16 protein-coding genes are annotated in these 12,634 nt (G+C 63.8%); 7 read left to right on the top strand and 9 right to left on the bottom strand.

Features of this window, described 5'->3' with window-relative positions; genetic code table 11:
* Positions 1 to 186 precede the first annotated feature (186 nt).
* The gene (locus tag LB568_RS10750) at positions 187 to 1,134 is read left to right on the top strand and encodes a DMT family transporter (RefSeq protein ID WP_224730084.1); all 948 of its coding nucleotides are present in this window, start codon (positions 187 to 189) and stop codon (positions 1,132 to 1,134) included.
* Here LB568_RS10750 and LB568_RS10745 read toward each other — a convergent pair whose 3' ends face one another.
* The 3 genes from LB568_RS10745 to LB568_RS10735 all read right to left on the bottom strand — a co-directional run bounded on the left by LB568_RS10745 (position 1,135) and on the right by LB568_RS10735 (position 2,830).
* Positions 1,135 to 1,506: a response regulator gene (locus LB568_RS10745; protein WP_023763880.1), complete on the bottom strand. Its 372-nt coding sequence runs from the start codon at positions 1,504 to 1,506 to the stop codon at positions 1,135 to 1,137. It abuts the gene before it with no gap.
* A 119-nt stretch (positions 1,507 to 1,625) separates the two neighbouring features.
* Positions 1,626 to 2,168, bottom strand: a complete 543-nt coding sequence (gene hpt / locus LB568_RS10740; protein WP_023776768.1) for a hypoxanthine phosphoribosyltransferase — start codon at positions 2,166 to 2,168, stop codon at positions 1,626 to 1,628.
* A gap of 23 nt (positions 2,169 to 2,191) precedes the next feature.
* On the bottom strand, positions 2,192 to 2,830 hold the full coding sequence (locus LB568_RS10735; protein WP_224730083.1) for a hypothetical protein: 639 nt from the start codon (positions 2,828 to 2,830) through the stop codon (positions 2,192 to 2,194).
* A 192-nt stretch (positions 2,831 to 3,022) separates the two neighbouring features.
* Between LB568_RS10735 and ftsE the strand changes: the two genes are divergently transcribed.
* The 3 genes from ftsE (at position 3,023) to LB568_RS10720 (ending at position 5,514) form a co-directional block, all read left to right on the top strand.
* A complete protein-coding gene (gene ftsE, locus LB568_RS10730) occupies positions 3,023 to 3,682 on the top strand; it encodes a cell division ATP-binding protein FtsE (protein WP_010911739.1) in 660 nt (219 codons plus the stop codon).
* On the top strand, positions 3,675 to 4,667 hold the full coding sequence (locus tag LB568_RS10725) for a cell division protein FtsX (protein ID WP_224730082.1): 993 nt from the start codon (positions 3,675 to 3,677) through the stop codon (positions 4,665 to 4,667). The genes ftsE and LB568_RS10725 overlap by 8 nt, the downstream gene beginning before the upstream one ends.
* Before the next feature lie 121 nt (positions 4,668 to 4,788).
* Positions 4,789 to 5,514, top strand: coding sequence for a YdcF family protein (locus LB568_RS10720; protein ID WP_224730081.1), 726 nt, complete (start codon positions 4,789 to 4,791; stop codon positions 5,512 to 5,514).
* A gap of 7 nt (positions 5,515 to 5,521) precedes the next feature.
* Here the strand turns inward: LB568_RS10720 and LB568_RS10715 are convergent, their stop codons facing one another.
* Genes LB568_RS10715 through LB568_RS10705 form a run of 3 tightly spaced genes read right to left on the bottom strand, consistent with a single transcriptional unit; the run spans position 5,522 to position 7,282 of the window.
* Complete coding sequence (locus tag LB568_RS10715; protein ID WP_140573204.1) at positions 5,522 to 6,154, bottom strand: pyridoxamine 5'-phosphate oxidase family protein; 633 nt, start codon at positions 6,152 to 6,154, stop codon at positions 5,522 to 5,524.
* A gap of 45 nt (positions 6,155 to 6,199) precedes the next feature.
* Positions 6,200 to 6,670, bottom strand: a complete 471-nt coding sequence (locus LB568_RS10710) for a DUF1348 family protein (RefSeq protein WP_140573205.1) — start codon at positions 6,668 to 6,670, stop codon at positions 6,200 to 6,202.
* A 60-nt stretch (positions 6,671 to 6,730) separates the two neighbouring features.
* Positions 6,731 to 7,282, bottom strand: coding sequence for a carboxymuconolactone decarboxylase family protein (locus LB568_RS10705; RefSeq protein ID WP_013892804.1), 552 nt, complete (start codon positions 7,280 to 7,282; stop codon positions 6,731 to 6,733).
* A 98-nt stretch (positions 7,283 to 7,380) separates the two neighbouring features.
* On the opposite strand from LB568_RS10705, the gene LB568_RS10700 reads away from it, so the two are divergent.
* Together LB568_RS10700 and LB568_RS10695 are read left to right on the top strand one after the other, a co-directional pair.
* On the top strand, positions 7,381 to 8,286 hold the full coding sequence (locus tag LB568_RS10700; RefSeq protein WP_140573206.1) for a LysR family transcriptional regulator: 906 nt from the start codon (positions 7,381 to 7,383) through the stop codon (positions 8,284 to 8,286).
* 77 nt (positions 8,287 to 8,363) lie between these two features.
* Positions 8,364 to 9,152 (top strand): lysophospholipid acyltransferase family protein, encoded by a 789-nt coding sequence (locus LB568_RS10695; RefSeq protein ID WP_013892802.1) that lies wholly within the window; start codon positions 8,364 to 8,366, stop codon positions 9,150 to 9,152.
* A gap of 17 nt (positions 9,153 to 9,169) precedes the next feature.
* On the opposite strand, the gene LB568_RS10690 is transcribed toward LB568_RS10695, so the two are convergent.
* The 3 genes from LB568_RS10690 to LB568_RS10680 all read right to left on the bottom strand — a co-directional run bounded on the left by LB568_RS10690 (position 9,170) and on the right by LB568_RS10680 (position 11,473).
* Entirely contained in the window at positions 9,170 to 9,796 is a 627-nt protein-coding gene (locus LB568_RS10690; RefSeq protein WP_140573207.1) for a LysE family translocator, read from the bottom strand.
* A 90-nt stretch (positions 9,797 to 9,886) separates the two neighbouring features.
* The gene (locus LB568_RS10685; RefSeq protein ID WP_224730080.1) at positions 9,887 to 10,834 is read right to left on the bottom strand and encodes an aldo/keto reductase; all 948 of its coding nucleotides are present in this window, start codon (positions 10,832 to 10,834) and stop codon (positions 9,887 to 9,889) included.
* 117 nt (positions 10,835 to 10,951) lie between these two features.
* The gene (locus LB568_RS10680; RefSeq protein ID WP_013892799.1) at positions 10,952 to 11,473 is read right to left on the bottom strand and encodes a gamma-glutamylcyclotransferase; all 522 of its coding nucleotides are present in this window, start codon (positions 11,471 to 11,473) and stop codon (positions 10,952 to 10,954) included.
* Between the two features lie 155 nt (positions 11,474 to 11,628).
* On the opposite strand from LB568_RS10680, the gene LB568_RS10675 reads away from it, so the two are divergent.
* Positions 11,629 to 12,627 (top strand): DUF2125 domain-containing protein, encoded by a 999-nt coding sequence (locus tag LB568_RS10675; RefSeq protein WP_224730079.1) that lies wholly within the window; start codon positions 11,629 to 11,631, stop codon positions 12,625 to 12,627.
* Positions 12,628 to 12,634: the final 7 nt, after the last annotated feature.

Genomic DNA, 12,634 nt, shown 5'->3' with positions numbered 1-12,634 from the left:
TTCCAATTCGTTTGCAACATGTCAAACACCGGACGATAGTCGCCTCACCCATTGGATATGCGGCTGCGGAATCAGCCGCGGACCAATCGAGAGTCCTCACTCGTGCCCGCTGCCCGAAACGGTGGCGGGTTCTTTTTGATCTGCAGGCGGGGGCCTCCGGTCATACGCGCGGGAGCCTGAACGCGGATGCAAAATAGGATGGTGCGCGGCATCCTGAGCCTGTGCCTCGGCGTGCTGGTCTTCTCGCTGCAGGATCCGCTCGTCAAGGCGGTGTCGAGTGGCTATCCAGTGACCGAGGTGATGGCGATCCGCTCGATCGTCGCCTTGCCGATCCTGATCCTTCTCGTCCACGCCGATGTCGGCCTGCCGGCAATCCTGTCGCGGCGGTTCGGCCTGCTGACGATACGCGCCTTCATCCAGTTCACCTCCTATACGATGTACTATCTGGCCATCGCCGCCCTGCCGCTGGCCGATGCCGTGGCGCTCTACTTCATGGCGCCGTTGTTCATCATGGCGCTGGCCGGGCCGTATCTTGGCGAGCGCGTCTCCTGGCGCACGCTGGCGACCGTGCTGATCGGGCTGCTTGGCGTCGTCGTGATGGTGCGCCCGGGCGCCGGCCTGTTCGACTGGGCGGCCCTGCTATCGCTGGGCTCGGCGGCGCTCTACGGCTTCTCGCAGTTGATGGCCCGCAAGATCGGCGATACCGAATCGTCCACCGTCATGGCTTTCTATCAGAACGGCGCCTACCTCATCGGTGCTGCCATGGTCGCCGGCAGTTTTCACCTTGCCGGCATCACCCACGCCGTCCATCCGAGCCTGGAGTTCCTGGTGCGGCCGTGGATATGGCCGACGCTGCCGGATTTCCTCAAGATGGCGGCCTGCGGTTTCGTCGCTTCGGCCGGCATGATCCTGTTGTCGCAGGGCTACCGGCTGGCGCCGGCCAACCGCGTCGCCACCTTCGAATACACCGGCATCCTGTGGTCGCCGCTGTGGGGTTTTCTGTTCTTCGCCGAAGTGCCGCGGTCGACGACCGTCATCGGTGCGGCCCTGATCATTGGCGCCGGCCTGCTGGCGCTCAACAGCGGGTTGCGCAAGAGCCCGGCAGCGGCTTTGGCTGCCACCGACCCAGCCTGATCAGGCGAAGCAGATCAGCGCCCGCTCGACCCGCGAGCGGATTTCAGCCAGCGTGAAGGGCTTTTGCACGACATCGAGGATGATGCCGTTCAACTCCTCGGCGCGCTCGCGCTGGTCGGCATAACCGGTCATCAGCAGGATCTTCATCGCCGGGAAAAGCGCGGCCGCCGCGATCGCCATCTCGATGCCGTCCATCTCCGGCATGCGGATATCGGAGACCACGAGGTCGTAGCCGCCATTCGCGGCGCGGATCAGCGAAAGCCCTTGCGCGCCATCGGCGGCGATATCGATTGTATGGCCGGCGCGTTCGAGCGCGCGGGCGGCGAGGGTGCGGACGGATTCATCGTCCTCGACGATCAGAAGCTTTGCCATGGCCGGAATATTTGGCGGCCAAACGTTGACTTTTCCTGAAAGCCCCGGCTGGCCGGCGGGCTAATTTTCTTGGACGCCGTTAAGGCCTTTTTCAGAACCGCCAGGACGAGGCAAAGGCTTTACGCGTCGCCTTTCACAACACCCACGAACGGCAATTCGCGGAAAGCATGTGCAACGTCCATGCCATAGCCGACGACGAAATAATCCGGGCAGTCGAAGCCGACATAGTCGGCGTTGAGCGCGGTCTGGCGGCGCATGCGCTTGTCGAGCAGCACGGCGATGGAACAGCTTTTCGCGCCACGCGACAGCATCAGGTCACGGGTGAAGCTCAGCGTCTTGCCCGATTCGAGGATGTCGTCGATCAACAGCACGTCGCGGCCGGCGACCTCATTGTCGATGTCGCGCAGCACCCTCACCTCGCCGCTGCTGGTGCCGGCGCCATAGCTGGAGATGAAGATGAACTCGACCTCGGGCGACAGGCCGACGTCGTGCATGGCGCGGATCAGATCGGCGGCGAAGATGAACGAGCCCTTCAGCACCGAGATCACCAGGAGATCGTGATAGTCGTGCTCGGCGATCTCCTTGGCCAGCTCAAGATTGCGCCGCGCGATCGCCGACGCCGAAAATAGGACCTCGATGTCCTTGTCGCGTACGATGGGCATTGCTCGTCTTCCCCGGTGATCGCCTACTGCGCAAAAGTGACCAAAACGGTCCTTACGCCGTTCTTAGGCACGTCGAGCCGGCTGGCAAAGCCAAATCTTTCTCCCGACGCCAGCGAATGGCCGGATGTCCCCAACGTATAGCGGGTTGTGCGCCCGTCATTGCCGGTCACCCGGATCTCGAGCGGCGGCAGCTGTGCCGGCTTCGCGCCGTCATTGGCGGCCTCCCCATCGACGAACAGCACGGGATTGGGTCCGGAGGCGTCGACGCGAGAGGTGACGCCCGAAATCGTCAGCGCCGATGTTTGCCCACCGGAGAGAAACGGCGCCTGGCGCACCAGCGCGTGCCCGCCGGAGACCCAGAAGGCGGCAAGGGCAGCGGCGATGCCGGCGATCCAGAAGATCGGCCCGCCGCGCGAGGCCGGCGGCCGCTCCGCCGGCGCCTCGGGCTTGCGCAGCATGTCCATGCCCTCGATGGGCGGCGTGACGATCGCACGCGGCGGCGATGAAACGTTTTCGACCGGGGGCCGCGACATCACCACATAGTCGGCATCGACGATGTCGGCCGCAGGACCGCGCATGAACCGGTCCGCCGCGGCGATTGCCGGAGCATCGGTCATGATTTCGCCGGAAACCGGGCGCGCGGTTCGTTCGTCAGCCATCATGGCCCCAGCGTTGCAGCACGTGTTCGCTTTTCGTTTCTTTTGCGTAAACAAAAATGGTTAACGCTTCCCCACCGGAGCCCTTGTGACGAGCCGAAAGAACCCAGGAATTAACCGCCGGTTAACCATGCCGGCCGATGGTCTTTTCGCAGAACAGGCAGGTTCTGCGCTGCCACGAAATTCAGGTCGTCGAAATTGATTCGCTTCGAAAATGTCGGCCTCCGCTATGGCATGGGTCCGGAAATCCTCCGCGACATTTCCCTGCATATACCGGAGCGCTCGTTCCAGTTCCTGAGCGGGCCGTCGGGCGCCGGGAAGACCACCTTGCTGCGCCTTTTGTTCATGTCGCTGAAGCCGACGCGCGGGTTGATCACCATCTTCGGCAAGGACCGCTCGCGCATCTCGCGCACCGAACTGCCGCATTTGCGGCGCCGCATCGGCGTGGTTTTCCAGGATTTTCGCCTGCTCGACCACATGACCACCTACGAGAACGTCGCGCTGCCGCTGCGCGTGCGCGGGCGCGAGGAAGCAAGCTACCGCACCGATGTCACCGAGCTGTTGAAGTGGGTGGGGCTGGGCGAGCGCATGCATGTGCTGCCGCCCGTCCTGTCGGGCGGCGAGAAGCAGCGCGCCGCGATTGCGCGCGCTCTGATCGAACAGCCGGAGATCCTGCTCGCCGACGAGCCGACCGGCAATGTCGATCCGCCGCTGGCGCGGCGTCTGCTGCGGCTGTTCATCGAACTCAATCGTCTCGGCACCGCCGTGGTGATCGCGACCCACGATCTCGGCCTGATGGAACAGGTCGACGCACGCCGCATGATCCTGGCCGGTGGAAGGCTGGACATCTATGACTGATTTGTCCGTCGAACATCTCCACGAGCACGAGCAGGAAGCCGACACGGCCGAGGCAAGACCACGCGCCCAGCGCAAGATGGCGCCGATCGTGCCGGCGCAGAACATCGCCGGCCGCGCCCTGGTGCTGGTCATCGCCATCATGACTTTCCTGTCCTGCCTGACCTTCGGTGCGGTGACGCTGGTGCGTGATACGGCCTCTGTCTGGGAGAACCAGATCTCGCGTGAGGCGACGATCCAGGTCAAGCCGGCCGACGGCCTCGACATGGAGGCAGCGCTCACCCAAGCTTCGCAGATCGCCGGCGAGTTCCCCGGCGTGAAGTCGACGCGGATCATCGACCGCGAGGCGACCGCCAGGCTGCTGGAACCGTGGCTTGGCTCGGGCCTCAACATCGACGACCTTCCGGTGCCGCGCCTGATCATCGTCACCATCGACGAGAACAGTCCGCCCGATTTCGCCGCCATGCGCGCCGCGATCACGCCGAAGCTGCCGAGCGCCTCGCTCGACGATCACCGCACCTGGGTCGACCGGCTGGTGGCCATGGCCCGCACCACGGTGACCATCGGTATCGCCGTTTTGGCGCTGATGCTGGCGGCGACCGTGCTGACGGTCGTGTTCGCGACCCGCGGCGCCATGGCCGGCAACGGCCATATCATCGAGGTGCTGCATTTCGTCGGCGCCGAGGCGGCTTTCATCGCGCGCGAGTTCCGTCGGCATTTCCTGGTCACCGGCATGAAGGGCGGGGCCGCCGGGGGGGCGGCCGCAGTGCTCGTCTTCATCGTCTTTTCCTGGTGGTCGTCGCGCAACATGGCGACGCCGCAGGCCGACCAGGCCACTGCCCTGTTCGGCAATTTCGCCATTGGCTCGGCCGGCTATTTCGGCGTCGTGCTGATGGTGCTGGTGATCGGCGCACTGACAGCGGCAACCTCCCATGCCACCGTTGTCGCCTATCTCAGCGACATCGACGTCCGCCAACCCGACGCATGAAAAGGGAGCGTGTCTTTGGTTCGAGGGCGCGGGTGGAAACGAGGCGGATCACGGATGGAGAAACCGCGTAACGCAAAGTGCGTCTTTTACCTACCAAAGGCCGCATTTCGGGATTAACGATATGGCCATGGACGTGCGGGATTCGACCGGGACGGCTGGGCAGATGCCAGTGGTGGTTGCTCGTTCGCGCGACCACGGCAAGGTTGGCCGTTTAAAGACGGCAATTCGGATCTCCGCGCTCTCGCTCCTCGTCCTCGCAACCTTGTTTGCCGGCGGCTTCGGCTGGTTCGCCAACAAGGTCAGCCATCTCACCACGCCTGCCAATCCGACCAAAGCCGATGCCATTATCGTGCTGACCGGCGGCCAGTCGCGCCTCGACGCGGCGATGGAATTGCTGGCATCCGGCAAGGGCGAGCGGCTGCTGATCAGCGGTGTGCATCCTTCCGCCAGCCGACGCCAGCTCCAGGCCGCTACCGGCGGTGACAAGAAGCTGTTTTCCTGCTGCGTCGACATCGACCGCGCCGCGCTCGACACGATCGGCAACGCCGAGCAAAGCGCCAAATGGGTGACGAACCATGCCTATGGCACGGTGATCCTGGTCACCAACAACTATCACATGCCGCGCAGCCTGCTGGAAATGGGCCGGCTGCTGCATGGCGCAAGGCTCGAGCCCTATCCGGTGGTCAATTCCAATCTCGACAATGGCGGCTGGCTGACCAAGCCGCGGGCGTTGCGGGTGCTGTTTACCGAATACACCAAATATCTGCTGGCGCTGGCGCGCGGCATCGTGCCGGTGAAGCCGACCCCAGACGGCATAGCGCTGGCCGAAACCGCGGCTGGCGGCTGAACCGGTATCAGCCCTCGGCGGCAGCCCCTGAAATTTCCTTGAGACGCGCGATCTCCTGTTCGAGCTGTTGAATGCGCCGGTCCCGCTCTCCAAGTGCTGCCGCGACATCGGCCGCCTCGAAGCGCTGCGGAATGTGCTGCGGGCAATTGGCGTCCCAGGCCGAAACGGTGAACAGGATGACTTGCTCGGGCCGCGCCTTGTAATCGTGCGGCATCAGCCTCGCCATCAGCTCGGCATCGTTTTCGACGACGCGCGCCGTGCCCCAGATCTTGATGCGCTGGCGCAACATATAGTCGATCAGGAACAGGAAGGCCCTCGGATTGTCGGCAAGATTGCCCTGGGTGATGAATTGCCTGTTGCCGGAGAAATCCGCGAAGCCGATCGTCTTTTCGTCCAGCACCTTGAGAAAGCCGGCAGGCCCACCCCGGTGCTGGATATAGGGCTGGCCCTCGCCATTGGCCGTCGACAGGAAGACGCTGGTCTGCATCGATAGGAAAGCGGCAAGGTCGGGCGTAATGACGCCCTGCCAGCCGCCACGCTCCTCGACCCGCGCATAGGACTGGCGCGAGCCCTTGCGGGCCTGGATCGCCTTGACGGTCGGCGTGAAGGCGACATCGCTGGTGAAAGCATGTGCGTTCATCGAAACCTCCTTGATGTCTCCGGCCCAAGCACTTGAGAGACGGTGCTAAAGCCCGAGCTCCGACAATGTCGGGTGGTCGTCCGGACGGCGGCCGAGCGGCCAATGGTATTTGCGGTCGGCCTCGCCGATCGGCAGGTCGTTGATGCTGGCGATGCGCAGGCGCATCAGCCCATGTTCGTCGAACTCCCAATTCTCGTTGCCGTAGCTGCGGAACCACGAACCTGAGTCATCGTGCCATTCATAGGCGAAGCGCACGGCGATGCGGTTGCCGTGGAAGGCCCAAACCTCCTTGATCAGCCGGTAGTCAAGTTCGCGGCTCCATTTGCGGGTCAGGAAAGCCTGGATGGCATCGCGGCCCTGCAGGAATTCGGCGCGGTTGCGCCAGCGGCTGTCGGTCGTATAGGCGAGCGCGACCCGTGCCGGATCGCGGGAGTTCCACGCATCCTCGGCCAAGCGCGCCTTCTGCGCTGCGGTCTCGGCGTTGAAGGGCGGAAGCGGCGGGCGGCTTTCAGACATGGGATTCCTCTGCGTCATGAAGAATGGGGACCCGGCTGACACCGCCGGCCCTGCCCTCATTCAGGCAGCATCGCGGGCGGAAACAACCGGAAAATCGATCGCGGTGCGGGCAACTTCGTTGATATAGTTGGTCCAGACGTTCAGGGCGACATGCTGAACAATCTCGATGATCTGCCCATCATCGTAGCCCGCCAGCCTTACAGCGGCGAGGTCTTCATCGCCGACATGTCCGCGGCTTTGCGCAACCTTGGCGGCAAAACGCACCGCCGCGGCCGCCTTGGGATCCGTGGAACCGCCATGGCGGTTGGCGATCATCTCGGCGTCGTCGAGCTTGGCGAGATTCTTGCCGAGATAGCTGTGCGCGGACAGACAATAACTGCAGCCATTGATCTCGGCGACCGCCAGCGCGATGCGCTCACGCGTCGGCGCCGGCAGCCGGCCCTTGGCCAGCGCACCCGACATGCCGAGATAACCTTCAAGCGCGGCTGGACTGTTGGCGACCATCCGAAACAGGTTCGGCACGACACCGAGCTGTTTTTCCACCGCCTGCAGCATGGGCTGCGCGGCTGCGGGAGCGGTGGCGATGGACGAAGGCGTGGCGATGCGGGGCATGGGAATTCCTCTGGATTTGCCCCTCCTATATGCATCCTTCCATCTTGCGGATGTAGATGCCATAACTGCAATTCATCCTTCCAATTTCTGGAAAAACTATGGATCGCCTCGAAGCCATGTCCCTTTTCGTCGCGGCGGCGGAGTCCGGCAGCCTTTCCGCTGCCGCGCGTCGTCTGGGCACTCCTCTAGCGACTGTCAGCCGCAAGGTCTCCGAACTGGAACGGCATCTCAAGACACGCTTGTTGAACCGGTCGACACGGCGGCTGACGCTGACCGACGCGGGCCATGCCTATCTTGCCGCCTGCCGTCGTATCCTGGAGGACGTCGGAGACGCCGAGCGTACCGCCGGCGGCGAGTACAGCGCACCGACAGGTGGGCTGATCATCACCGCGCCGATCGTTTTCGGCCGCCTCCATGTCCTGCCGGTCGTCACCGCGTTCCTCGCCGCTTACCCGCAGGTGGATATCCGCCTGACGCTCGGCGACAGAATAGCCCAATTGGCCGAGGACCATATCGACCTCGCCATCCGCATCGGCCGGCTGCCGGACTCGCGGATGGTCGCGACCAGGGTCGGTTCGATCCGGCATGTCGTCTGCGCAAGTCCGGCGTATCTGGCCGAGCACGGGGCGCCGAAAACCCCGAAAGACCTTGAAACGCATAGCTGCATCACCTTCGAGGGCCTAGGCTCACTCGCCACATGGACCTTTGCGGTGGACAAGTCTGATGTTCCTGTCCCTGTCCGTTCCAGGCTCCGCGTCAACACCGCCGAGGCGGCGATCGATGCGGCGACCGCGGGGGTCGGGATGACGCGTGTGCTCTCCTACCAGATCGTCGCCGCTGTACGCTCAGGGGCACTGCAGCCCGTACTCGAGGATTTCGAACCTGAGCCGTGGCCGGTAAACCTGGTGCACGCCGGCCAGGGCCGACTGCCGGTGAAACTGCGCGCCTTCCTGGACTTTGCCGGCCCGCGCCTCAGGGAACGTCTGGCGCAGGCGACCTGGTAGAATGAGCCGTATCGTACCGTTTCCTTTTTGCGCCTGCTTGGTGTAACCAACGCACACTTCCTCACCGGACCTCCCCCATGCTCTATGTCAGATCGCTGGCGTTCAACTTCGTCTTCTACGTCAATCTGATCGTCCAGATGATCCTCTGGACCCCCTACTATTTCCTGTCGCCGCGTCACCGCGCTTGGTTCGTGCCGAAATTCTGGTCGCGCACCTGCATGTGGCTCTACGACAAGATCGCCGGAACGAAGAACGACATCACCGGGCTGGAAAACCTGCCCGAGGGTTCCTTTATCCTGGCACCCAAGCACCAGTCGTTCTGGGACGCGATCGCCTTCTTCCCATTCCTCCAGGATCCGCTCTATATCCTCAAGCGCGAGCTGACCTGGATCCCGTTCTTCGGCTGGTACATCCTGAAGATGCGCATGATCCCGGTCGATCGCGGCAGCCGCTCCAAGGCCCTGAAGGCGGTGGTCGCGGCGACCAGGGAGGAACTGGCGCGCAACCCGCGCCAGCTGATCATCTATCCCGAAGGCACGCGCCGCGCGCCGGGCGACGAGCCGGCCTACAAATACGGCATCGTCGAAATCTATGCGCAACTTGGCGTTCCGGTGGTGCCGGTTGCCCATGTCGCCGGCCTCTATTGGCCGCGCCGCAAGTTCCTGCGCTATCCCGGCACCATCAAGGCGCGCTTCCTGCCGCCGATCCCGCCTGGCCTGGGCAAGGACGAATTCATGGCGCGGCTGATCGGCGACACGGAAGCCGCCTGCGACCAGCTCCTCATCGAAGCCTCCCAAGCGCCGAATCCGCCGGCCTTGCCGCCGACAGCGGTGAAGCGGCTGCGGGAGCTCGGCGCGAAATCCTGAGCTTTGCTGCCAGGCAATCAGCCGAACACAGCCAGTACCGTGGTCAGCACCAGCGTCGCGGCGAAGACCAGATTGATGACCCGGGATGCCACCGGCCGGCGCAGAAAGCGCGCGAATGCCGCGCCCGCGAGCAGCCACACGGCATGGATGACAATGATCATCGCCGCCAGGACCGTCAGCTTCAACGATAGGCCAAGCTCAGCGGCGCCTTGCTTTGGAGCGGCGCCGGCAAACACGGCGGCGATCGCCACATAGGCTTTTGGATTTGCTATCGCCAGGAGAAACCCGGCCAGCCATGTCGGGCGCGACGTCTCGGCGGCATGGGCCGCCAGTGGCGGGGCGGTGGCGATCCTGAACGCGAGATAGAGGATATAGGCGGCGGACGCGACAGCCAGCACCGGCGCCAACCTTGGCATCGAGGTCAGCGCCGCCATCACCCCGGTCGCCACGACCAGCAGCACGGCGACGGTGCCAAGCACGATCCCGCAGGTGTAGCGCAGCGAGTGGCGCAGGCCGAAGGCGGCACCGACGGCGGTGACGCTTATCGTCGCCGGCCCCGGACTGCCCATGACGACAGTGGCGGCAAGCACCAGCGCGAGCAGCTGAGGCCAAAGCTCCGGCTGCGAAACAAGTGGTCCGGCCATCCGATCCTCTATCCTGCCCCGTGCGAAGGACGGTATGGCAGGCGATGCGGATCGTCTTGGACGTTCGTGCGCCGGTGGTTGCCGGAAGCGTCAGCCGCTCGCTTTGTCGAGTTCGGCCATGTCGTCCGCCGTCAGTTTCAGCGATACTGCCCTGATCAGGCTATCCATCTGGTCAGGCTTGGTCGCACTGGCGATCGGTGCGGTGATACCGGGCCGCGCGATCACCCAGGCAAGCGCCACTTCCGCCTGCTTGGCGGAATGCCTTGATGACACCGCGTCGAGTGCCGCAAGGATGCGCATGCCTCGCGCATTCAAATAGCTGCCGACATCCTCGCCGCGCTCGCTTTGGCCAAGATCTGCCTCATTGCGGTATTTGCCGCTCAGAAAACCCTTGGCCAGGCTGAAATAGGTGATGACGCCGATATCCTCGGCCACGCAGAGATCGTGCAGCGGGCCGTCGAAGGACGAGCGATCGTAGAGATTGTATTCCGGCTGCAGCACTTCGTAGCGCGGCAGGCTGCGCAGGCTCGCCACGTCGAGAGCGGCACGCAACTGGCCGGCGTCGAGGTTCGAGCAGCCGACATGACGGACCTTGCCTTTGGCGAGCAGCTTTTCGTAGGCGCCAAGTGTTTCCTCATAAGGCGTGGCCGGATCCGGCCAGTGCGACAGATAAAGGTCGATGACTTCGGTCTGCAGGCGCTTCAGTGACGCATCGACGGCCTTCTCGATATAGGCGGCGGAAAGATCCTTGTGACCCTGCCCCATATCCGAGCCGACCTTGGTCACCACGATCACCTTGTCGCGATTGCCGCGGTCTTTCATCCATTTGCCGATGATGGTTTCCGATTCGCCGCCCTTGTGACCGGGCACCCAGCGCGAATAGGCGTCCGCCGTATCGACCGCGTTCAGGCCAGCGCCGACGAAGCGGTCGAGCAGGTCGAACGAAGTCTTCTCGTCCGCGGTCCAGCCGAAGACATTGCCACCCAGAACCAGCGGCGCGATGGAAAGGTCGGTGCGACCGAGACGGCGTTTCTGCAAGACGGATCTCCGTGATTGGCAGGGCGGATGCCGCCCGTTGGCTGGGTTCGCAGCCTAACCTAGGTCTCGCGGCTTCGGGGTCAAAGGCCTGGCCGCCTTTTCCGCAGAGCCAGCGCTTCACAAAGGCGCTATCTCCCGCGCCACCTCTTCCAACCAGTGATCGCGAATGCCGAGTGCTTCCAGGTGCTTCAGCGTGCTGAGGACATAATCCTCGTTGTCGCCGGACTGGCCGGCCGCGCCCCGCACCACCGCTGCCGCATCCGCCGCGTCGAGCGCGCCGGCATATTGCTCATGCTTGCGGTCGACGACATAGGCCACCGCTTCGACTGTCCCGCCACCATCGAGGCGAACCTTCAGCGTCCGCTCGAGATAGACGCTGGTGACGAGCTCCCGCTCGCGCAGATAGGCAATGACCTCGTCGCGCAGCTCGCCAGGGACGCGGAACGCCAGGCCGACGCAGGAACCGCCATGGTCGAGGCCGAGCACCAGTCCGGGCCGCTGGCGCGTGCCGCGATGCACGAAGGAATAGACACAAAGCGAGCGCCGGTAGCCGTGCAGGTGGGCCCGTCGTGTCTCGACATGCGCGAAACCGGGCCGCCAGATCAGCGAACCATAGCCAAACACCCAAAAATCGCCCATATCGCCGCGCCTGATTGCAAAAAGAATGACAATGCTTCACCGGAAACCGGTGTTTTTTCCGCCCGTCCCCGTCTACCTATTCGTCAACATCTACCTGGTGTTGCCGGAATCGAAGGTCCGTTCACGATACCCATTGCGTTAATGAGAGCCAAAGCATGACGTCAAGTGACGAACGCCAACCAAAATCCCGCCGCGGCCTGTTCTGGCTTGTGGCGTTTATCGTTGTGCTGTTCGCCATCTACAGCGCCGGCTGGTTCTATCTGGCCAACAGGGTCAGGACCGAGGCCGACAAGGCGGTTGCCACGCTCAACAAGAGCGGCATTGAGGCCGGTTGCGCCAATCTCCAGGTCAGCGGCTATCCCCTGAACTTCACGGTCTCCTGCGACAATCTCGCCTACGAGGACGATGCCAAGAACATTGCCGCCTCCGCCGGCTCCTTCAATGCCGTCGCCCAGATCGTTCAGCCCTTGTCGCCGGTCGCCAGTCTGCGCGGTCCGCTCAGGACTTCCGTCCCGGGCATGATGCCGCTGTGGATCGACTGGGACAACCTGCAGGCCAATGTCAAATTGTGGTATCCGCTGCCGCACCGCATATCGCTGCAGGCCGAAGGCCTGTCGGGCCAGACCGATCCGGCCGACGACACCGACCCTGTCGAACTGTTCAGCGCCGGCAAGGCATCGGGCCAATTGCAGCCGAATGGCGGGAATCTCGACTATGCCGGCAGCTTTGGCGATCTGGAGATCGACGCCGACGCGATCGGTGGCCGCGTGCTGCCGGCGCTCGATGCAAGCGGCGACGTCACGCTGAACAACGGCGTTGCGCTGGTCGGCACGCAGGTGAAAAGCCTGCGCGGCCAGAGTATCGAGATCCGCAACCTCGATTTGTCGTCGGGGACGGCGCGCGTCACCCTTTCCGGGCCGCTGTCGGTCGATGCCGAAGGTCTGGTCAATGCCGATCTGATGATCAGGATCAAGGATCCCAAGGCCGTGGCGACCATTCTGGCCGGCGCCATACCCGAGCAGAAGAACGCGATCGAACAGGGTTTCGCAGCACTCGCCATGCTCGGCAGCGAACCGTCGATGCCGCTGAGGGTCGTCAAGGGCAAGGCCTCGCTCGGCTTCATTCCGCTGGGCAAGCTCAAGCCTGTCAATTAAGCATTCC

It is taken from the genome of Mesorhizobium sp. B263B2A (genome assembly GCF_020165775.1).
GTDB lineage: Bacteria > Pseudomonadota > Alphaproteobacteria > Rhizobiales > Rhizobiaceae > Mesorhizobium > Mesorhizobium opportunistum.
The sequence above is the reverse complement of the archived record's forward strand: the minus strand, read 5'-3'. Positions and strand labels throughout refer to the sequence as shown.